The organism is Hymenobacter rubripertinctus (assembly GCF_003583925.1).
GTDB lineage: Bacteria > Bacteroidota > Bacteroidia > Cytophagales > Hymenobacteraceae > Hymenobacter > Hymenobacter rubripertinctus.
The window spans coordinates 157,887-177,463 of the sequence record NZ_QYCN01000001.1 but is presented as its reverse complement, the minus strand read 5'-3'; the positions used below and the strand labels follow the sequence as shown (position 1 = coordinate 177,463).

Annotated in this window: 17 protein-coding genes, 1 tRNA gene and 1 riboswitch; of the genes, 11 read left to right on the top strand and 7 right to left on the bottom strand. The window is 66.2% G+C overall.

What is annotated here, in order from left to right; translation table 11 throughout:
* Positions 1-2 precede the first annotated feature (2 nt).
* From D0T11_RS00815 to D0T11_RS00800, 4 genes are all read left to right on the top strand, one after another.
* Entirely contained in the window at positions 3-1,193 is a 1,191-nt protein-coding gene (locus tag D0T11_RS00815) for a glycoside hydrolase family 88 protein (RefSeq protein ID WP_119653876.1), read from the top strand.
* A 74-nt stretch (positions 1,194-1,267) separates the two neighbouring features.
* The gene (locus D0T11_RS00810) at positions 1,268-2,083 is read left to right on the top strand and encodes an SDR family oxidoreductase (RefSeq protein WP_119653875.1); all 816 of its coding nucleotides are present in this window, start codon (positions 1,268-1,270) and stop codon (positions 2,081-2,083) included.
* Positions 2,084-2,437: 354 nt separating this feature from the next.
* A complete protein-coding gene (locus tag D0T11_RS00805) occupies positions 2,438-4,903 on the top strand; it encodes a glycoside hydrolase family 2 TIM barrel-domain containing protein (protein ID WP_119653874.1) in 2,466 nt (821 codons plus the stop codon).
* Between the two features lie 302 nt (positions 4,904-5,205).
* Complete coding sequence (locus D0T11_RS00800; RefSeq protein ID WP_119653873.1) at positions 5,206-6,225, top strand: LacI family DNA-binding transcriptional regulator; 1,020 nt, start codon at positions 5,206-5,208, stop codon at positions 6,223-6,225.
* A gap of 33 nt (positions 6,226-6,258) precedes the next feature.
* Here D0T11_RS00800 and D0T11_RS00795 read toward each other — a convergent pair whose 3' ends face one another.
* Both D0T11_RS00795 and D0T11_RS00790 read right to left on the bottom strand, forming a co-directional pair.
* Complete coding sequence (locus D0T11_RS00795; RefSeq protein ID WP_119653872.1) at positions 6,259-6,981, bottom strand: hypothetical protein; 723 nt, start codon at positions 6,979-6,981, stop codon at positions 6,259-6,261.
* 130 nt (positions 6,982-7,111) lie between these two features.
* Positions 7,112-7,184: transfer RNA gene (locus D0T11_RS00790), tRNA-Gly, on the bottom strand.
* A 198-nt stretch (positions 7,185-7,382) separates the two neighbouring features.
* Here D0T11_RS00790 and D0T11_RS00785 point away from each other — a divergent pair.
* The 5 genes from D0T11_RS00785 to D0T11_RS00765 all read left to right on the top strand — a co-directional run bounded on the left by D0T11_RS00785 (position 7,383) and on the right by D0T11_RS00765 (position 10,959).
* Positions 7,383-7,625, top strand: coding sequence for a hypothetical protein (locus tag D0T11_RS00785; RefSeq protein ID WP_119653871.1), 243 nt, complete (start codon positions 7,383-7,385; stop codon positions 7,623-7,625).
* Positions 7,626-7,672: 47 nt separating this feature from the next.
* A complete protein-coding gene (locus tag D0T11_RS00780) occupies positions 7,673-8,209 on the top strand; it encodes a GNAT family N-acetyltransferase (RefSeq protein ID WP_119653870.1) in 537 nt (178 codons plus the stop codon).
* 130 nt (positions 8,210-8,339) lie between these two features.
* Entirely contained in the window at positions 8,340-9,431 is a 1,092-nt protein-coding gene (locus tag D0T11_RS00775; RefSeq protein WP_119653869.1) for a dienelactone hydrolase family protein, read from the top strand.
* Positions 9,432-9,783: 352 nt separating this feature from the next.
* Positions 9,784-10,383, top strand: a complete 600-nt coding sequence (locus D0T11_RS22375) for a hypothetical protein (RefSeq protein WP_182888184.1) — start codon at positions 9,784-9,786, stop codon at positions 10,381-10,383.
* A 156-nt stretch (positions 10,384-10,539) separates the two neighbouring features.
* The gene (locus D0T11_RS00765; protein ID WP_119653868.1) at positions 10,540-10,959 is read left to right on the top strand and encodes a hypothetical protein; all 420 of its coding nucleotides are present in this window, start codon (positions 10,540-10,542) and stop codon (positions 10,957-10,959) included.
* Positions 10,960-11,077: 118 nt separating this feature from the next.
* Here D0T11_RS00765 and D0T11_RS00760 read toward each other — a convergent pair whose 3' ends face one another.
* From D0T11_RS00760 to D0T11_RS00745, 3 genes are all read right to left on the bottom strand, one after another.
* Entirely contained in the window at positions 11,078-13,354 is a 2,277-nt protein-coding gene (locus D0T11_RS00760; protein WP_119653867.1) for a B12-binding domain-containing radical SAM protein, read from the bottom strand.
* 360 nt (positions 13,355-13,714) lie between these two features.
* Positions 13,715-14,287, bottom strand: a complete 573-nt coding sequence (locus D0T11_RS00750) for an AraC family transcriptional regulator (RefSeq protein WP_119653866.1) — start codon at positions 14,285-14,287, stop codon at positions 13,715-13,717.
* Complete coding sequence (locus tag D0T11_RS00745; RefSeq protein ID WP_147374464.1) at positions 14,284-14,637, bottom strand: hypothetical protein; 354 nt, start codon at positions 14,635-14,637, stop codon at positions 14,284-14,286. The genes D0T11_RS00750 and D0T11_RS00745 overlap by 4 nt, the downstream gene beginning before the upstream one ends.
* Positions 14,638-14,878: 241 nt before the next feature.
* Here D0T11_RS00745 and D0T11_RS00740 point away from each other — a divergent pair, with 241 nt between their 5' ends.
* Positions 14,879-15,154: a hypothetical protein gene (locus D0T11_RS00740; RefSeq protein ID WP_119653864.1), complete on the top strand. Its 276-nt coding sequence runs from the start codon at positions 14,879-14,881 to the stop codon at positions 15,152-15,154.
* 103 nt (positions 15,155-15,257) lie between these two features.
* Here the strand turns inward: D0T11_RS00740 and D0T11_RS00735 are convergent, their stop codons facing one another.
* Together D0T11_RS00735 and D0T11_RS00730 are read right to left on the bottom strand one after the other, a co-directional pair.
* Positions 15,258-16,343, bottom strand: coding sequence for a YncE family protein (locus D0T11_RS00735; protein WP_119653863.1), 1,086 nt, complete (start codon positions 16,341-16,343; stop codon positions 15,258-15,260).
* 37 nt (positions 16,344-16,380) lie between these two features.
* A complete protein-coding gene (locus D0T11_RS00730) occupies positions 16,381-18,345 on the bottom strand; it encodes a TonB-dependent receptor (RefSeq protein ID WP_119653862.1) in 1,965 nt (654 codons plus the stop codon).
* Positions 18,346-18,511: 166 nt separating this feature from the next.
* A riboswitch (cobalamin riboswitch) is annotated at positions 18,512-18,739 on the bottom strand.
* Positions 18,740-18,953: 214 nt separating this feature from the next.
* Here D0T11_RS00730 and D0T11_RS00725 point away from each other — a divergent pair.
* Entirely contained in the window at positions 18,954-19,535 is a 582-nt protein-coding gene (locus D0T11_RS00725; RefSeq protein ID WP_119653861.1) for a DNA-3-methyladenine glycosylase, read from the top strand.
* Positions 19,536-19,577 lie beyond the last annotated feature (42 nt).

Sequence of the window (19,577 nt, the reverse complement as noted above, 5' to 3'; positions counted from 1 at the left end):
CCATGAGACACGTATTTTTTCTGCTGGCCGGTTTTTTTCTGCTGGGTTGTGCGGCGGTCCGGACCCAGCGGCCGGCCCCGGTGCCGGTGGCCCTGGCCGTGGCGCGGGCCGAGGCCCAGTACGCGGCCTACCTGCGCCAGTACCCCGACAGCACCCTGCACCCCCGCAGCACCGCGCCCGACGGCAGCCTGCTGCGCACCACGTCGCGCAACTGGACCAGCGGCTTTTTCGCCGGCAACCTCTGGCAGCTGGCTGCCCTGAGCGGGCACCAGCGGTGGCAGCGGGCCGCCGCCGCCTTCACCGAAACCCTGGCCCCCGAGCAGTTCATCACCACCACCCACGACCTGGGCTTTATCCTCAACGACTCCTACGGCCAGGGCTACGCCCAGACCAAAAACCCCGCCTACCGCGCCGTGCTCTTGCAGGCCGCCGCTTCCCTGGCTACCCGGTTTAACCCCACGGTGGGCGCCATCCGGTCCTGGGACCACCACGCCGAGCAGTGGGCCTACCCGGTAATCGTGGACAACCTCATGAACCTGGAGCTGCTCTTCAACGCCTCCCGGCTCAGCGGCGACTCCAGCTTCGCCCGCCTGGCCCGCCGCCACGCCAACACCGATATGCAGCACCGCTTCCGGGCCGATGGCAGCACCTACCACGTGCTCAACTTCGACCCCGCCACCGGCCAGCTGCGCACGGCCGGCACCCACCAGGGCTTCGCCGATAACTCCTGCTGGGCCCGGGGCCAGGGCTGGGCCATCTACGGCTACACCATGCTCTACCGCGAAACCCGCGACCCGCGCTACCTGGCCACCGCCCGCCGCGCCGCCGACTACTTCCTGCTCCAGACCGCCCGCATCCCCGACCACATTCCGTACTGGGACTTCAACGACCCCGCCATTCCCGAAGCCCCGCGCGATGCCTCGGCGGCAGCCGTGGCGGCCTCGGGGCTGCTGGAGCTGAGTCGGTACGTACCCAAAGACGCGCCGTACTACGGGGCGGCCACGGCCATGCTGACCAGTCTGTGCTCCCCGGCTTACCTGGCCGAAACGGGCACCAACAACTTCTTTCTGCTCAAGCACAGCACCGGCCACAAGCCCATCAACTCCGAAGTGGATGTGCCCCTGGTGTACGCCGACTACTACTTCCTCGAAGCCCTCGGGCGCTACCAGCACTACGCCCGGCTGCCGAAGTAGCGCAGTAATTTTTAGTCGGCGCAGCACCTACGTGGGCTGCGCCGGAAACCCTCATTCTCTCAATCAGCCGTTACATGACTGACCAGTTTTCATTACAGGATAAAGCTATTGTCGTAACCGGGGGTACCGGCATTCTGGGCGACGCCTTTATCAACGGTATCGTGGGGGCCGGCGGGGCCGTGGGCATTCTGGGCCGCAACGCCGAGGTGGCCGAGGCCCGGGCCGCCGCCATCCGGGACCGGGGCGGCCGGGCCGTGGCCCTGGTGGCCGACGTGCTCAATATGGACCAGCTCCGGGCCGCCCGTCAGCGTATGCTCGACACCTTCGGCCGCCTTGACGGCCTCGTGAACGGGGCCGGCGGCAACGCCCCCGACGGCGTGCTAGATGCCGCCACCGACGTATTCGACATGGACCTGGAAGGCATGCAGCGGGTCATGGACCTCAACCTCTGGGGCACCATCCGGCCCACCCAGGTATTCGGGCCGGCCCTGGCCGAGTCGGGGGGCGGCAGCATCGTCAATATCTCGTCCATGAACTCCAAGCGGGCCATTACCAAGGTGCTGGGCTACAACATGGGCAAGGCCGCCGTCGACTGCTACAACCAGTGGTTCGCGGTGGAAATGGCTAACCGCCACGGCGACAAGCTGCGCATGAACGCCCTGGCCCCCGGCTTCTTCCTCACCGAGCAGAACCGCAACCTGCTCACCACCCCCGACGGCGGCTTCACGCCCCGGGGCGAGCTGGTCATCCGCCAGACCCCCTTCAAGCGCTTCGGCCACCCCGACGAGCTGCAAGGGGCCCTCATCTGGCTCCTGAGCGACGCCTCCCGCTTCGTTACCGGCTCCATGATCTGCGTGGATGGCGGCTTCTCGATTTTCGGGGGCGTGTAGGGGCAGTGGTGAAATGGGGATACCCTAAGCGGCGAACTAGAAACTAAAACTAGTTCCCCTCCTTGGAAAATGTCGCGCATCAAGCGAGTGTGGGTTAGGGGTGGTTGATTCCTTGAACAACCCACTGGGTCGACTCGTGCGTGTTCCGTGCGGACAGCATCAACCACCCCTAACCCACACTCGCTTGATGCGCGACATTTTCCAAGGAGGGGAACTAGCGCCAGCTTCTAGTCCGTAGATTTCACGACTCACGACTCACGACTCACGACTCACTACTCCACCACCGGCCCGCGCCTGGCACCCCCTCTCCCCAGGGAGAGGGGGCAGGGGGGTGAGGTCCAATTCCCGCTCCCGTTGAAATTCCCGCTGCTCCTTCGCCTCGCGCTTCTCCTGCTGCTCACCGGCCTCCAGCCCGCCCGTGCCCAGCAAAGCACCCGCCTGACTACGGGCTGGGAGTTCGTGCGCCAGGACCTCGGGGGCATCTGGGAGGCCGTGCGCCCGGCCGCGCCCGGCTCGCCCGAAACCGTGCCGCTCTGGACGCCCGTTGCGCTGCCCCACTGCTTTAACGCCCTTGATGCCGTGGACCCCGACGTGAATTACTACCAGGGTCCCGGCTGGTACCGCACCCGCCTGGCGGTGCAGAACCCGTACCCCGGCGGCCGCACGCTGCTCCACTTCGAGGGAGCCGGCCAGAAAACCGACGTCTACCTCTACACCACCAAAGTGGGCTCTCACGTGGGCGGCTACGACGAATGGACGCTGGACATTACCGACGCGCTGGCCGCCTTCCGGCAGAGCAAGGCTGCCCAGGAGCAGTTCAAAGGCCTCATCCCGCTCTCCATTCGCAGCGACAATACCCGCGACCTGGAGATGATGCCCTCCGACCTGTCCGACTTCAACCTCTACGGGGGCCTCTACCGCTACCTCAACCTGACCTACGTGCCGGCCGTGTCCCTGGAGCGCCTCGCCGCCCGGGCCGAAGTGGACGCGGCTGGCCGGCTCGGCCGGCTCACCCTCCGGGGCGTGCTGCGCGAACCCCGGCCCGCCGGCCCGGTGCCGGTTACCCTGCGCCTGCTCGACCCGCGCGGACGGGTGGTGGGGCAGGAGCGAACCACCCTTATGGCCGCGGCCGGGGAAGTGGCGCTGGGTAGTTTCCGGGTGAAGAATCCGCAATTATGGTCGCCCGCCCGGCCGGCTTTGTACACCGTGCGCGCCACGGTGGGCAGCGGGGCCGGGGCCTACGAGCAGACCGAGCAAATCGGCTTCCGCCACATCGAGTTCGTGGAGCACGGGCCCTTTACGCTCAACGGCCAGCGCCTGCTGCTGCGCGGCACCCACCGCCACGAGGACCACGCCGGGGTGGCCGCCGCCCTCACCGAGTCCCTCATCCGGGAGGAAATGGTGCTCATGAAGCAGATGGGCGTCAACTTTATCCGGCTGGGCCACTACCAACAGTCGCGCATCGTGCTGCGGCTCTGCGACTCGCTGGGCATCACCGTGTGGGAGGAAATTCCGTGGTGCCGGGGCGGGCTGGGCGGGCCGGTGTACCAGGCGCAGGGCAAGCGCATGATGACCAACATGGTGCAGCAGCACTACAACCACCCGGCCATCATCATCTGGGGGCTGGGCAACGAAAATGACTGGCCCAACGACTTCCCCGCGTTCGACCAGCAGAAAATCCGGGCCTACATGACGGAGCTCAACGACCTGGCCCACCAGCTCGACCCCGGCCGTTACACCGCCATCCGCCGCTGCGACTTCTGCAAAGACATTCCCGACGTGTACTCGCCCTCCATCTGGGCGGGCTGGTACCGGGGCAGCTACACCGATTACAAAGAAGTATCGGAGAAGGAATTCGCGGGCGTGAAGCGCTTCCTGCACGTGGAATGGGGCGGCGACAGCCACGCCGGCCGCCACTCCGAAAGCCCCGACAAGGCCCTGGCCGGTATTTCGGGCGGCAAAGGGGCCGACGAGCGGGCCGGCGACGCCGCCCTTATTGGTGGGGCGGCTCGCGTCTCGAAGGACGGCGACTGGAGCGAAACGTACATTTGTAACCTCATCGACTGGCACCTCAAGGAGCAGGAAACCATGCCCTGGCTCAGCGGCGCGGCCTACTGGCCGTTCAAGGATTTTTCCACCCCCGTCCGTCCCGAAAACCCGGTGCCCTACCTGAACCAGAAGGGCGTGGTGGAGCGCGACTTCACCAAAAAGGAGGCCTACTACGTGTTTCAGTCGTACTGGACCACCGCCCCGATGGTGCACCTCTACGGTCACTCCTGGCCCGTGCGCTGGGGCCTGCCCGGGGAGCTGAAGATGGTGAAAGCCTACTCCAACTGCCCCGAGGCCGAGCTGTTCGTGAACGGGAAAAGCTACGGCGTGAAGCAGCGCGACAGCCAGAACTTCCCGGCCGCTGGCCTGCGCTGGCTGGTGCCCCTGAGCGCCGGCCCCAACGTGCTGCGGGTGGTGGCCCGCCGGGGCAAAACGGTGGTGGAGGACCAGATCAATCAAATCTACCAGACCGAAACCTGGGGACCACCCGCCCGGCTGGCTCTTGAAAAGCTGGGCGAAGAAGCCGGCGTGGCTACCTACCAGGCCGCCGTACTCGATGCCGGGGGCGTGCGCTGCCTCGACGCCAAAACCCGCCTCCGCTTCGGCTTCACCGGTGCCGGCCAGCTGCTCGATAACCTGGGCACGTCGTCCGGCGCGCGGGTGGTGGAGGCCTACAACGGCCGGGCCATCATCCGGGTGCGCACCGCCCCCGGCCCCGCCGCCCTGAGCGTGCAGGCCGAAAAGCTGCCCCCGGTGCTGCTGGCCTGGTAGAAAAGGCGCGCCCGGCCGGGGCCGTGACCGGAGCCAACCGGCAATTGGCAGGCCATCAAAACGTCATTCCGAGCGAAGCCGAGGAATCTCGCGTGCTGACGTTGGAATAGTAACTCAACGTCAGCACGCGAGATTCCTCGGCTTCGCTCGGAATGACGTTCTGATGGATGAGTAATCCGGCTTCTGAGGTAGCGGAATCCGCCTGGCGGGCACCGTTGGCGATGTTGGCGTAATTGAAGTAGCTTTAGGGAGCAAGAACCGCTTTTTTGCTGCTCTACCCGACCTCGTCCCCTTCCCTCCGCATGAGTTCCGTGACGCTCAAACAGCTTGCCCAGGAATTAAACCTCTCCATTGCCACCGTGTCCCGCGCGTTGCAGGATAGTCATGAAGTGTCGGCCGAAACCAAGGAGCGGGTGCGGGCGTTGGCGGCCGAACTCAACTACCAGCCCAACGCCTACGCCAGCAGCCTGCGCCGCAACATCAGCAAAACCATTGGCGTGGTTGTTCCCGAGGTCAACAACCACTTCTTCTCCCTGGCTATCAACGGCATTGAGGAAGTGGCCCGCCAGAACGACTACCACGTGCTCATCTACCTCACCCACGACGATTACGAGCGGGAGGTGGCCATCACCCAGTACCTGACCGGGGGCCGGGTCGATGGACTGCTCATGTCGGTTTCCAGCGGCAGCCAGGATTTTTCCCACCTGCAAAGCCTGCAAGTCAGCAAGCCCGCCATCGTGTTCTTCGACCGGGTGTGCCAGGCCCTGAACACGGCCAACGTAACCACCAACGACTACGAGAGCGGCTACCTGGCCACCGAACACCTCATTAAAGCGGGCTGCCGCCACATTGCCCACCTGCTCATTTCCGGCAACCTCTCCATCGGCCGCATCCGGATGCAGGGCTACCAGGCCGCCTTGGCCGCCCATGGCCTGCCCTTCGACGAGGCGCTGGTTTTCGACGGGGCCGGCCCCGACGCCGAGAATACCGCCCGCATCACGGAACTGCTGCGCACCCGCCCCGAAATCGACGGCATGTTTGCCTCCGCCGAGCGGCTGGCCATCAGTAGCTACCTGGCCTGCGAGGCCCTGGGCCGCGCCATTCCCGAACAGGTGAAGGTCATCAGCTTCTCCAACCTCGAAGTGGCGGCCCTGCTCGCTCCGGCCCTCACCACCATCACCCAGCCCGCCTACGAAATCGGTAAGGAAGCTGCCAGCATCCTGCTGCGCGCCATCGAGAAGAAGCGCCCCATCCTGCCCAGCCAGAGCGTGGAGCTAAAGTCCACCCTGGTCCCGCGCCGCTCCACGGCGAGCGGGCAGTAATGCCAACCGGCCAGGCAATGAGCCGCAGAAGTGTCAGGAAATCCAGGTTTGAACAGCCTGCCGGATGTGCCAGCGCCCGTTGGTTTTCTCTACCAGCAGGACTTCCCCAAAACCGCACCGCGAGCCGCACCGCCAGCCATAGCTCAGCAGGGCCTGATCCTGGCGGGCATTGAAAACGACTTCCGATAGGGTAATAGTCCTCGCCGCCGATTCTCGCTGGTGCTGCTCATTGTTCAGGGTCCGCAAACGTGCGGTACAAAGTTGAAATTCCGCCGCCTGCATGGCTGTCTGAACGTGGTTTAGCCTGTCCAGTGTCGCCTGTGGCTGGTGGGGCGTGAGGGCCGTTATCATGGCCACAATGTCTGACCAGGGCCTCAGTGCGGGGAAGGAATCGGGCAACTCGGCCAGCCGCAGCGCGCTCTTCGTAGGCGATATATCCAGGTAGAACGTCTGAAAATGGGCCGAGTCCTGGAATAACTGGTTCTGGAGGCGGGCATTCCGGGCTTGGTGCCACGCGGAATCGTTGGGGCCAGAACTCCCAGCATGGTCCACCTCCGCAAAATGCCTCCAGAGTTCCTCCCGCTCCTTTTCGGGCAGATACGCGTTGTAGAAGCGCCGTTCAATCAGCTCGGTTACGATATCGTTGTACAGCCGTTTGGTTGGGTCGGTGTGCGGGTTGGGGCACTGGCGGAAGGTAGTCGGCTGGCAGGCGCCGCACAGTATAAGCAGGAGATAAAAAGCTAAGCGTACGGGCACGATGTGGCGGGTTTATAGCGGATTGTTCAGTAGAAGGCTGGTATAGGTAGTAAGAATCTGCGTAATCCGGCGGGTAAACCGTCAATAAAAAAGCCACTCGCCTCGAAAGGCAAGTGGCTGATTTACAGTGAGCGAGAAACGAGGTTCGAACTCGCGACCCTCAGCTTGGGAAGCTGATGCTCTACCAACTGAGCTACTCTCGCGGGGTTTGGTAAGGGCAAAAGTACACCGCGAAAATCGAAATCCAACCGGGTTGCGTATCGAAGGCAGCGCCGGGGCCGGCAGCACCCCGCATGTAGCCGCTGCCCGGGCTGGTTTGCGCCTTTGCTGGCGGCCGGTGTAGCTTAGGCGGCGGCTTTCTGCTGGCGGCTTATTGTTTCACTTCCCCMACCCCCTGTCCTATGGCCTGGCCTCTTCCCCCCACTACCCGTCGTATCGTTGCCTGGCTGTTTCTGACGGGCGGCGTGCTGCTGCTGCTGGGCGTGGGCCTGCAACTCTGGATTATGTACGCCGAGTACCAGCGCCTGGGAACCGGCGGCCTCAGCTCCACGGCCCTGGTCGTGCGCCTGATGATGCTGGTGGCCTCCGTGATGATGCTGCGCTACGGCTGGCGCGAGCTGCGCGGCAACGACACCGTGGATTAGGCGCGCTACCTTTGCGGTCCACGTTTCCCGCTTTGCCCCGCTGCCCCATGACGTCTCCGCTCCGCATCACCGTTGCCAAACGCACCCCCGCCACGGCGGCCCAACTGGCCGAAATGGGCCAACGCATGTTCCACGATACCTACGCCGCCCAGAACCGCCCCGAGGATATGGCGGCCTACGAGGCGGCCACCTTCGGCCCGGCCTTGCAGCTGGCCGAGCTCCAGGACCCCGACACGGTGTTTCTGCTGGCCCAGATGGTGCAGGAAGTGGTGGGCTACGCCAAGCTGAAAGTGCGCTCCACCCTGGGCCTCGACCCCGACAAGACGCCCGAGGACCGGCTGGAAATCGAGCGGCTCTACGTGGCCGAAGACTGGATTGGAACCGGCCTGGGCGCGGCCCTCATGCGCCGGGCCATCGAGGAGGCCCGCCAGCACAAGTGCCGGGCCGTGGTGCTGGGCGTCTGGGAAAAGAACGAGCGCGCCCGCCTGTTCTACCAGCGCTTCGGCTTCCGCCCCCTCGGGGAGCACGCCTTCCCCATGGGCTCCGACGTGCAAACCGACCTCATCCTGCGCAAAGGCCTGTAACTGTCACCCGGTGGTCTGTAGAAACGCGGCCCTTCGCGTCGCGTGCTGGCTGTGGGGTACTCGTGGCCTGTCAGCCCACGTTCTGGTTCAGTCCGTTACCTTTGCCGGCCTTTCACCCTCCGTTTTTCCCGTGCACCTGATTCGCTTGCCGTCCGCTGGTTTTGCCTGCTGGAGCCCGCTGCTGGCCGGGGCCCTGCTGCTGAGCGCCTGCTCCGGCAACGGTGGCTCCGAGGCGGCCACGGCCCTGCCCCTGCCCACGGGCCACTACGAAGGCCCCATCAGCTACCAGGGCACCGAGCTGCGGGTGGCCCTGGAGCTGCGCGAAACCCGGCCCGGCCAGCTCACGGCGGCCGTTAGCTTCCCCCAGGTGCCGGGCCTGGAGTTCGACGCCGCCACGGCCCGCTACCGCGCCCCCCAGCTGGTGCTGGAACAGCACCCCGACCAGGCGGGCAGCATCACGATTCAGGCCGTGCGCGAGGGCGACTTCCTGCGGGGTGTGCTGAGCTGGGACAGCGTGCAGGCCGATTTTGTGTGGGTGCGCCGGGGGGAGGCCGCCGCGCCGGGCTACCGCGAAACCACCCTGGCCGTGGGCACCCAACGCCTGCGCCTGCTGCTGCCCGACGATACCCTGGCCCGCCACCCGGCCCTGGCCCTGCTCATGCCGCCCGCCGCCACGGCCGCCGCCGCCCGCCGCGCCACCTACCTGGCCCGCCACGGCATCGCGGCGCTGCTGGTACCCGTGGCGGCCCCCGCCGCCGGCCCGCCCGATTCCCTGGCCTGGCAAGGGGCAGTGGCCGCACTGGCGGGTTTGCGCCGCCAGGCCGCCGTCGATTCGGGGCGGGTGGGCTATTGGGGGCGCGGGCCGGGGTGCCAGCAAGTAGCCGGGGCCGCCGGCCAGCGGCCCCACCCAAGCTTCGTGGTGCTGGAAGCCGCGCCCGTTGCTACCCGCGAGGCAGCCCAGCCCTACCAGGTGCTCAACCGGCTCCGCATTCCGGCCCTGGCCTACTACGCCGGCCTCGATACCACCGTGCAGGCCGCCGTTAGTGCCCGCCGCCTGCGCCCGGCCCTGGGCTACCGCCGCGGCACCGAAATCCGCACTATTCCGCAGGCAACGGCTGGTTTCCTGCGGCCCGCCCGCACCGGCCCCGATGGCCAGTGGCAGTGGCCCCAGCCCGCCCCCGAGTACTGGACCGGCCTGGTCGACTGGCTGAAAGAACGGTAGGAGGCCAGTGCGGTTTACGCTGGTGTGGGTTTAGCGCCGCGTAAGTCGGGCCAGCGTAAGCCAGGGGGAGCCAGCGTGGCTAAGGGCTAGGCATAAGGGTAGGAGCCGAAGCCGGAAAGCAGACGGGTACTTGATCTGCTAGGCCGGGCCGGGTCGCCGGACGCGCGCCCGTTACCTAACCGTTTTTCGCCCGGGCCGCTATAGTGTTAGGTTACCCACTACCTAACACTATAGCGGCCCGGGCGAAAAACGGTTAGGTAACGGGTAACCTAACGGCTTTTGATGGCAATGAAAAAACGGTTAGGTTTGAAGTGGTCCCTCTGATCGGGCCTTCCCCTGGTTTTTTTCGCCCATGAGCAGTGCCGCCTCCTTACGCGCCGTCCGCAGCTGCTTTGGCCTGTCGCAGCCCATGCTGGCTCCCTGGCTGGGGCTGAGCCGCTCCCTGCTGGCCCTGGTGGAAACCGACCGCGAGCAGCTGCCCGCCCACGCCCGGCCCTGGCTGCGGCCCTGGGTAGCGGCCCTGGCCCTGGCCGAAACTACCGCAACCGCCCTGCCTGAACCCGCCCCGGAGGCTGCTGCCGTACCGTCGGCCGGTCCGGCCCTGGTGCTGGCCCGGCTGGCCGAGTGCCACTACCAGGCCCGGCGCCTGGGCCAGCAGTACGCGGCCCTGCAGGCAGCCCACGGCGTAGCGGCCCGCCGCCTGGTAGCCGGCCCGCTGCTGCTGGCCTTTCTCGCCAGTGCCTCTGCCACTACCCTTGAGGCAGCCGCCCTGGCGCGGCGGCGGCGCTGGCTGGTCCGGCTGCTCGAAGAGGCTACCGATGCCCTGGACCCCGCCGCCCCGGCCGGCCCGGTGGCGGCCGTGCTGCTGGACGCCCGCCGCAGTGCCTGGCTCCGGGAAGCGGCCTGCCTGCGGGCCTACCTGGCCGGGGCCGCCCTGCCCGACGTGGCGTAGCCCGGCTCATCCCAGTCGCTTTCGCGCCCCAACGAAGCCCGCATACCCGGTGCGGAATAAAATAGTTGGCCGACCGGATACTACCGGGGCTGGTGGGAGCGTTAGACCCGGGCGGCACGCCGCCGCGCTGCTTCCACCTTCTTATCCCTTATCTGTATGGAGTACCCCGTTGAATTATTGCTCACCCGCGCCGACTGCCTGGCCGTTCTGGCCGACACCCAGGCCGACATTGAGCGCACCGAGTTCCGGATTACGGCCGCCGCCCGGTCGGCCACGCTGCAAACCAGCGAGGCCGAAACCGACACGGCCAACATTATCTCCCTCACGGATCAGATTACGCCCCTCGAAAGCCGCGTAGTCACGATGCCCGCCGGGGAGGCCCGCACCAAGGAAGAACTCCACCTGCGCAGCCTCAAGCGCGAACGGGAGAAGCTCCAGGACGACCAGCTGGGCGGGCAGGGTGGCCGCGGAGCCTTCCGCCGCCGCCGTGAGCTCGACGCCGCCCAACGCCAGCTCGCCGGCTACCAGGACTGCAAAGCCCAGGTGCAGGCCCGCCACGACGCGCTGCCGGGCTAGCGCCCTGCCGCCGGGCCAACCGCCGGGCCGGATGCCCGCAGAACACCCCAAAAAGAAGAGCCTGGTTTCCACGATCAGGCTCTTTTTGTGTGGCCGCTGAGTCCGACCGCCCCGGCCGCTACACCAGCAGCAGCCCCTTTTCGCGCAGCAGCAACCACGCCGGCGACTGGAGGAACTGCTCGAACGACTGCCCGGCCGGGAAGGTGGCGGCGGCTTCCTTGAGCAGGAGTTTGGTGTCGTAGTCGGTGCTGAGGCGGGTGAGCAGCTCCAGCAGCCACTGGCCCAGGGCGGGCGTGGTTTTGAGCTCGAAGTCCTCGGCCTGCTCGTAGAAGACGAGGGTGGCGCGGGCTCCGGGGCGGGTATCCAGGGGCAGCAGCTCGGGGGCGTTGCCCAGCCAGAACAGGCGCAGGTTCTGCTTCGCGAAATCGGGTTTGGTGGGCTCCTGGAGGGCTTTGGGGATGAGCTGCCGGGGCACGGTGGTTTTGGGCACCCGGAAGTCGAACCAGAAGCTGAGGGGCTCGGCCAGGGCCACGCCGTGCAGGTAGTTGTAGAGGGCCTTGGCCAGGCCGGGACCGAACTGCTCGTGGTCGGTGCCGGTGGGGTCCTCGTGCCAGAGGTCGTTCCAGGCGAAGTTGCCGGGCTCGGGGCCGATAGCGGCCACTTTGTACTTGGCCGGGTTCTTCCCCACCGGGGAGTGGGCCGTCATGGAGAAGCGGTGCCAGTAGCCGCTCTGCACGATGCCGGCCTGGAAGAGCTGGCGCACCACTTCCAACGAATCCACGGTTTCCTGGGCCGTTTCGGTGGGGAAGCCATACATGAGGTAGGCGTGCACCATAATGCCGGCCTGGGTGAAGCCGTCGGTCACGCGGGCCACCTGGGCAATGGTCACGCCCTTTTCCATGAGGGCCAGCAGGCGGTCGGAGGCCACTTCCAGGCCCCCGCTCACGGCAATGCAGCCCGAAGCGGCCAGCAGGCGGCACAGGTCGGGCGAGAAGGTTTTCTCGAAGCGGATGTTGCCCCACCACGTAATGCTGACCCGGCGGCGCAGCAGCTCCACGGCCAAATCGCGCAGGGCCAGGGGCGGGGCGGCCTCGTCCACGAAGTGGAAGCCGGTCTGCCCGGTCTGGGCAATGATCTGCTCGATGCGGTCCACGAGCAGGGTGGCCGGGGCCGTTTCGTAGCGCCCGATGTAGTCCAGGGTCACGTCGCAGAACGAGCAGCGCTTCCAGTAGCAGCCGTGGGCAATGGTGAGCTTGTTCCAGCGCCCGTCGCTCCAGAGCCGGTGCATGGGGTTGAGCACCTCAATCACCGAGAGGTACTCGCCCAGCGGCAAATCGGAGTAGTCGGGCGTGCCCACCTCGGGGTGCGGAATGTCGGGCGCGGGATGGTTGACGTACTCGACCCGGCCGGCCGCATTGCGCAGGAAGGTGCGTTGGAGCTTAATCGAGCTATTAGCTATTAGCTGATAGCTAACAGCTCTTTCGTCCAGATTCAGCTGGTTCAGCTCATCTAGCGGAGAGCTAACAGCTAACAGCTCAAAGCTAATAGCTTGAATTAAATGCAGCCAGGGGCCTTCACCGTCGTCGAGGGTCAGGAAGTCGATATAGTCGAAGAAGCGGGGTTCGTTGATGGTGCGCAGCTCCGTGTTGGGGTAGCCGCCGCCCATCAGGGTGTAGGTGCCGGGGCGGGTGTGCTTGATGCGGCCGGCCAGGCGCAGAGCCCCGTAGAGGTTGCCGGGGAAGGGCACCGTGAAGCCCACAATGTCGGGTTGGGTGCGGGCCAGCAGCTCATCGAGCAGCTCCTCCAGCATCCGGTCGAGCAGGTTGGGGGGGGCTTGCAGGGCCTCGTGCAGGGGCTCAAACGTGGTGGCCGACATGGCCAGCTTCTCGGCGTAGCGCGAGAAGCCGAACTGCGGCCCCACAGTTTCCTTGATCAGGTCGGCCAGGTCTTCGAGGTAGAGGGTAGCCAGGTGGCGGGCCTGGTCGGTGAGGCCCATCGTGCCGAAGGCGCTTTCCAGGTCGGCCACGTTGTCGAAGCGGCTGGCTTCGGGCAGGAACCGGGCGTGGCAGATGCGGGAGGCCAGCGTGTTGTCCTTGTTTTGCAGAAACCGGATAACCGGCGCTATCGTGCTCAGGTAGCTGGTGCGCAGGCGCACCATCCGTCGGGCGTTGTCGCTGAGGGCAAACTCCCCGGCCTCAATTTCGGCAAACACCCGCGTGAGGCCCGCCGGCGAGAACAGCCTGAGCACCAGCTCCAGGCCCAGGTCGGCCTGCTGCGCGCGGTAGCCGCGCCCGCCCAGAAACCCCTTCAGGTAGGCCGTGGCCGGGTAGGGGGTGTTGAGCTGGGTGAGCGGCGGGGTAATGAGCAGGATGCGGGGCGACGACGAAGTAGACACGGGAGCAACAACCGCCAACCGGCGGTAAAGGTGCCCCAAAGGTACGGCCCCGCGCACGGCTACCGGCCGGTGCTGTCCCGTTGCTGCTCCCGAACAGGCTGCCGCCACCGCTGCCGCCACCGCTGCCGCCACCGCTGCCGCCACCGCTGCCGCCACCGCTGCCGCCACCGCTGCCGCCACCGCTGCCGCCACCGCTGGCCCACCCGGCGGCCAGGCTGCGCCGCTGCCCGGGCCAGCACGCAGGAGCCCGGCGGCAGGGGCCTCCGAGGGCAAACCGGAATACCAGCACCCGGAAAGCCCAAAAGCCGCTCAACCGACCCTGGCGGGTAGTTGAGCGGCTTTTGGGCGGTGCTGTTTGCGCTACGCCAGTTGGTCGAGGGAGAGGCGGCGGGGCAGCAGGTCGCGGCGGAATTCGCTTACCGAGCGGCCCGTTACCTGGCGGAACTGGTTGCTCAGGTGCTGGCCGGAACTGTAGCGCATCTTCTCGGCAATTTCGCTCAGCGTCATCTCATTGTAGCTCAGCATCTCCTTCACGCGCTCAATCTTGAGGCGGATCAGGTACTTCTCGATGGTGAGGTTGGCGGTGCGCGAGAACACCTTGCTTAGGTGGGAGTAGGTGGCCGCGAACCGGTCGGTGAGGAAGGCCGAGGTAGTCAGGGGCATGCGCGCCGTGCGCAGGTGCTCCAGGTACTCAACCAGGGCCGTTTTGATCTGTTCCGTGAGCTGGTCGGCCCGGCCCATCACCACGTCGAAGCCGGCTTCGCGCAGCAGCGGAGCCACGGTGGCCGGGTCAACGGGCGTGTCGTTGTCGAGTTGGGCCTGGCCCAGCGTAACGTCGGTGGGGGTGTAGCCTGCCTGGACGAGCAGGTTGCGCACGGCCTCGATGCAACGCGGGCAAACCATGTTTTTGATGTGGAGGAGCGTCGTTTTCACGGGTGTTGGGTTGAGTTCAGCCGCGTAGTAGCACGCGTGGGTTTACGGGGAACAGCGGGGCTTGCCGGTGGACGCTTGCGCCGGACGGGGGCCGGGGCGGCATCAGACCAGGTGGCACCGAACCAATTGGCCGCTGCCCAACTTACGAAAGGCACCGCTCCGAGGAACGTAACGGCCAGTAGCCAGAAAAATACGAAAAAAGCACCGAACAGCCGGCTAAAGAAGTGGTCCTGCGTGTCGTACAGATACGCGGTGAGCAGCAGGGCCAGCAGCAGGCTGATGCCGGCCAGCAGGGCCACGCGCCGGAGCAGTGGCAGGTAGCTAACAGGTGGGGCAGTGGATCGGTTCATGGCAGCGTGTAGGGGCCGGCCGCAAAGATACGGGTGCGGGCCTGCTTGGCCCCGGCCCGTCGGCCCCGACGGGAAGTTACGGACAGCGTTGCGACATAGACAAGCAGGCAGAGGAGTGATGGGGGAATCCGGCGGCCCGATTGGGCCGCCGGATTCCGTGTACGCAAAAACCAGCCGGGCGGTCAGCCGTACAGCTAATTAATAGTTCTCCTGTTCTCACCGCCCGCATATGCTCCCACTCATGAAACGGACCTTCTCCCTGCTGCGCCCCGCCGCCGCCGCCCTGCTGCTCACCGGCCTGCTCTCGGCCTGCAATACCGGCACCGACACCGGCTCCACCAACGTGGAGCGCGGCGACAACAAAAGTCTCGACCCCGCAGCCCTGCACCCCGACAACGCCGGGGCCGACTCGGCTACGGCCGGCCTGCGAGCCGATACCAACCGCACGACCGGCCGTCGGCAGTACGAAAAAGCAGCCAACGCCAAAGACCGCAACCACGACGGCATTGCCGATTAGCTCCTATACCCCCCGGCACGCAACAGCCCCGCCTCTTTTGGGAGAGGCGGGGCCGTTTCGTTTTCAAGCTCAGAAAGACGAGCGTAGGTAAAGGGCGGGTAAGTTAGTAAAACACGAAGCCATTTGGCCCGATGCCAACCGTGAACGAATCGATGGGCGCGCCGGTGCTGCGGTAGCGGATGACCTTGTCGGCCGCCGTGAACGAGCCGATGCCGCCGTAGATGGTGTTGTCCTGGGGGTCGATGCCCAGGCCGTAAAACCGGCGCTTGATGAGCGGGGTAGCGGGCAGGGCGGCATCGGTGACGGCCAGCGTGTACACGGCCCCCTTATAGGTGTAGTAGAGCTGGCTGCGGCTGCCGTTGATGGTCAGGCGGCCCGGGGCACTCTGGTTGGAGTCCATTTCCCGGGTGGTAGCTGTGAGCTGGCCTGGTACAATGCGGGAGAGGCTGCCTTTGGTGGTGCGGGCGTAATCCACCGAGTAGTCGGCGTTGTAGGCCACCTTGCCGCCGCTCAGCACCCACACGTTGCCGGCCTGGTCGGCGGCCAGGCTGTTAGGCGAATCGCCCACCGGAATAGTGCCTTCCACGGCATCGGTGCTGGTGTTGATGACCGTGACGGTGTTGCCCCCGCTGTTGGTCACGTAGAGCCGGGAGCCCACGACCAGCAGCTTTTCGGGCTGAACGCCCACGCTAATTGTTTTGAGGACGCTGTTGGTGGTGAGGTCGATGGCCGACACCTGCCCGTTGTTGCCGTCATACTTCACCGTTTCCGTTACGTAGCCCTTGCTGGCGGAAGCAGCCGTGAAATAGCGGGGCAGCTTCAGGCCTTCGATACTCGCGACAGCCTCGAAATGAGGCAGGGACACGACTTGCACCTTGTTGCTGTTGTTGAGCACCACGTAGGCCCGCGGGCCTTCAATGGTGAGGCTTTGGGCCACGTCGCCCAGGGCCGCTTTGTTGGCATCCAGGAAGGCGGCCTTGTAGAGCACGCTGCCGCTGCTGCGCCCCACTACGCTGATATCGGCGTTGCTTTTCTGGAAATTGCCCTCATTCACCACCAGCACGCTGTTGGTCGGGATGGTGACGGGGCGGGGTGCCTCATTCGATTCGCAGGCCAGCAGACTGAAGGCGGCGGCGCTGCCCAGCAGCAGGCGGCCGTAGGTGCTCGTGAAAGCGGATAATGGCTTCATCGGTTAAGAAAGGGTTTAGGGAAAAGAAGGTGACGAATCAATGCCAGAGCACGCGCAGGCTCAGGCTGCCGTGGCGCAGGGGCAGGGCGCGGTTCTGGTAGCTTTGGTACTCTTTGTTGGTGAGGTTGTAGCCCTGGGCCAGCACCAGCACCCGCCAGCCCGGCCCCAGGGCCAGCGTGCGGCCCACCGAGGCATTCAGCAGCAGGTACCGGGGCAAAAAATCGGTGGCCGACGCGTCGGTGTAGCGCTGGCCGGTGAAGGTGAGCGTGGTGCCCAGCTGCCAGCCGTGCCAGGCGTGGTCGGTGCTGAAAGCGGCCGAGTGCAGGGGCACGAAGGGCAACTGCCGGTCCACCGGGTCGGTATCGGCGGCGGTGCCCCGGGTTTTCCGCGACTGGGTATACGCGTAGGCACCCCGGGCCGTGAGCTGGTAGGTGCCCGGCCGCCAGCTCAGGGTGCTGCTACCCTCCAGTCCCTGGGCCCGCACCTGCCGCAAATTGCGCGGCGACCAGTACGCCGCTCCCGGCGTCCACTGCACCCAGTTGTCTACCAGCTGGTGGTAGGCCGTCAGCTCGGTTTGCAGCCGCAGGTGGGCCGCCTGGTTGGTGAGCGTATGCACCAGCCCGCCCTCGTAGCCGAAGCTTTCCTCGGGAAGCAGGTCGGGGTTGCCGCCGGGCCGCCAGTACCGCTCGTTCAGGGTGGGGGCGCGGTAGCTGCGCGAGGCACTGGCTTTCACACGCAGGGCCTGGAAGCCGCTTTGCAGGGCCAGCCACTCGGCGCCGGCCGTGGGCGTGAGCGGGGGCCGCCGGCCCGGCAGCACTGCCTGGCGCAGGTTGAGGGAGAGTTGCAGGCGGGGGCGCGGGTCGTAGCGCAGCAGCAGGAAGCCGGAGTAGCGGTTTTCGGTACGCGGGGCTCGGCCGTAGCCGTCCACCTGGGCCGCGAAGTGCTGGGCTTCGGCCCCCAGCTTGGCCGAAAAGGTGGCCGCTACCCGCCACGTGTGCTCCGCCTGGGCCTGGCTGGTGCGCACCCGGGACTCGCTCAGCCCGTTCAGGTCGTCGCGGTAGTTGAGCACGTCCTCGAACCAGGCGGCCCGGGCCGTCCACTCGTGGCGCCGGCTCACGCGGCGGTAGCTGGCCAGCAGGCGGCGGCTCTGGTCGCGCTCCTGGGCGTGGGTGTTGTTGGTGCCCAGGCCGGGCTGAATCTGGCGGTCGGCGTCGGTGAGCCAGATGGCGGCACTCACCTCGCTGCGCTGACCCAGGCGCAGGGTTACGTCCTGGGTGAAGCTGGTCTGACGGAGGGCGGCATTTTGCTGACGCCGCCGGACCCGGCCCCCAATCTGGCGCAGGTAGTAGGGAAAGTCGTTTTCGGCCTGCCGGTAGCCCGCGCTGGTGCGCACGGCCACTTTTTGGTTGCTGAAGCCGGCCGTCAGCAAACCGGCCCGCAGCCCGAAGCTGCCGTAATCGGTCTGGGCCGAACCCTGCCCGCCCCGCCCCCAGGTGTCGGACTCCGCCCCCGACGAGAGCAGTACCGTGCCGCCCACCGCGCCGTTGCCATAGGTGGCCGCCGCCGGCCCCGGCTGCACGGTTACCGCCGTGGTGCCGCTCACGGGCAGCAGCGAGAAATCGGCCTCGCCCAGGGAGGGCAGGTTGATGTTGACGCCGTTCCAGAGCACGGCCGTGTGCCGGGCCGAGGTGCCCCGCAGCGTGATGGAGGCCAGCTGACCGGGGCCGTAGTTTTTGAGGTAGAGCGCCGTGCGGGCGCTGAGCAGGTCGGTGAGCGTGCCGGTGCGGTAGTTGCTGAGCGCCGCCGAGTCGAGGGTGAGGCGGCGGCTGCCCACGGCAAAGCGCTCCGGCCGCAGTCCGGCCACGCGCACGGTGGGCAGCTGCTGGCGGGCCAGCGTATCGGTGGGGGCCGCCCGCTGGGCCGCGGCCGGCCCGGCCGTAACCAGCCAGGCGGCCATCAGCACCTGCCGGCCGCTAAACGGCCGGAATCCAGGGAAGTACATCGTCCGAACCAAATTTTCGCAATCGAAAAATTCAGTTCAAAACCTTGTCGGGCAGGGGCCGAAGCACGGGTTGCCCCCCAAGGCCGAGGTTGAAAACAGAAGGGTGTTTCACGCCCCGAAAGGGCGCACCTGTAGTCATTCTCCGCCTTTCCTCCGAAGACGCTGAACATGGGGAAACGCAAAGGCAGGTCTCCTGGCTTGCTCCGGGTGCGTCGCCTTCCCATTTCGGTAGCCCTCTCTGGTGAAAGAAAGAACCGGCCGGAAACAGTGGCTGGTGATGACGCGCCAACTCCTGAAGCGTACAGTTGCGGGGACAGCACCGGCTTTGAACCGGATTCCCTTTTCAGCCTCGCCCCCCAATCGGGGTCCGGCCACCTTTACAGCCGCAAAGATAGGGCAAGAAGTTGGGAAGTAGGAGAGGGGGGAGCAACGAGCAAAAGAAGAACGTCATTCCGAGCTTGCCGAGGAATGACGCGTGCTGACGTTGGATTGGTGTTGCAACGTCAGCACGCGAGATTCCTCGGCAAGCTCGGAATGACGTTCCCATTGTACCAAACTTCCGTATTCCCACCTCACCACCTCACCACCTCACCACCTCACATCCATTCATGAAGGTTCCGCCCGAATTTTACCGCCGCCCCGACCCCGTGCAGATTGCCCGCGACTTGCTGGGCAAGCACGTGTTTTCGCGGGTAGACGGGCAGCTGACCGGCGGCCGGATTGTTGAAACCGAAGCGTACTCTCACCTCGGCGACGACTCCATGCAGCTGCACCTGAAGCGGCGCGGAACCCACGGCCATGCCCTGCGCGCGCCCGGCGGCCGGGCCTACCTCTACAGCGTGTACCGCCAGCACACGCTGTTCAACATCTGCACCAACGCGGCCGACAAACCCGATACCGTGCTGTTGCGGGCCATTGAGCCGCTGGTGGGCCTGGAAATAATGGAGCAGCGGCGCGGCCGGACCGCCAAGGACGCCCGCAAGCTCACGGCCGGGCCGGCCATGCTCACCCAGGCCCTCGGCCTCACGCCCGCCCTCACCGGCACCGACCTGCAAGGCGACCTGCTCTGGCTCGAAGACGCCAGTGAAATCATTGCCGACCACCACCTCCTGGCCGGTCCCCGCATCGGCCTCGATTACGCCGGCCCCGCCGCCGCCAACCTGCCCTGGCGCTTCCGGATCACGGATTAGCACGGATTTTAACGGATTACACGGATTTTGTAGCTGGCTTCA

Coding starts and splice junctions, on each gene's coding strand:
- D0T11_RS22375 (WP_182888184.1), top strand. CDS start 9,784: ATGAGCAGTGCCGCCTCCTTACGCGCCGTCCGCAGCTGCTTTGGCCTG.
- D0T11_RS00815 (WP_119653876.1), top strand. CDS start 3: ATGAGACACGTATTTTTTCTGCTGGCCGGTTTTTTTCTGCTGGGTTGT.
- D0T11_RS00725 (WP_119653861.1), top strand. CDS start 18,954: ATGAAGGTTCCGCCCGAATTTTACCGCCGCCCCGACCCCGTGCAGATT.
- D0T11_RS00735 (WP_119653863.1), bottom strand. CDS start 16,343: ATGAAGCCATTATCCGCTTTCACGAGCACCTACGGCCGCCTGCTGCTG.
- D0T11_RS00785 (WP_119653871.1), top strand. CDS start 7,383: ATGGCCTGGCCTCTTCCCCCCACTACCCGTCGTATCGTTGCCTGGCTG.
- D0T11_RS00765 (WP_119653868.1), top strand. CDS start 10,540: ATGGAGTACCCCGTTGAATTATTGCTCACCCGCGCCGACTGCCTGGCC.
- D0T11_RS00730 (WP_119653862.1), bottom strand. CDS start 18,345: ATGTACTTCCCTGGATTCCGGCCGTTTAGCGGCCGGCAGGTGCTGATG.
- D0T11_RS00810 (WP_119653875.1), top strand. CDS start 1,268: ATGACTGACCAGTTTTCATTACAGGATAAAGCTATTGTCGTAACCGGG.
- D0T11_RS00780 (WP_119653870.1), top strand. CDS start 7,673: ATGACGTCTCCGCTCCGCATCACCGTTGCCAAACGCACCCCCGCCACG.
- D0T11_RS00745 (WP_147374464.1), bottom strand. CDS start 14,637: ATGAACCGATCCACTGCCCCACCTGTTAGCTACCTGCCACTGCTCCGG.
- D0T11_RS00740 (WP_119653864.1), top strand. CDS start 14,879: ATGAAACGGACCTTCTCCCTGCTGCGCCCCGCCGCCGCCGCCCTGCTG.
- D0T11_RS00800 (WP_119653873.1), top strand. CDS start 5,206: ATGAGTTCCGTGACGCTCAAACAGCTTGCCCAGGAATTAAACCTCTCC.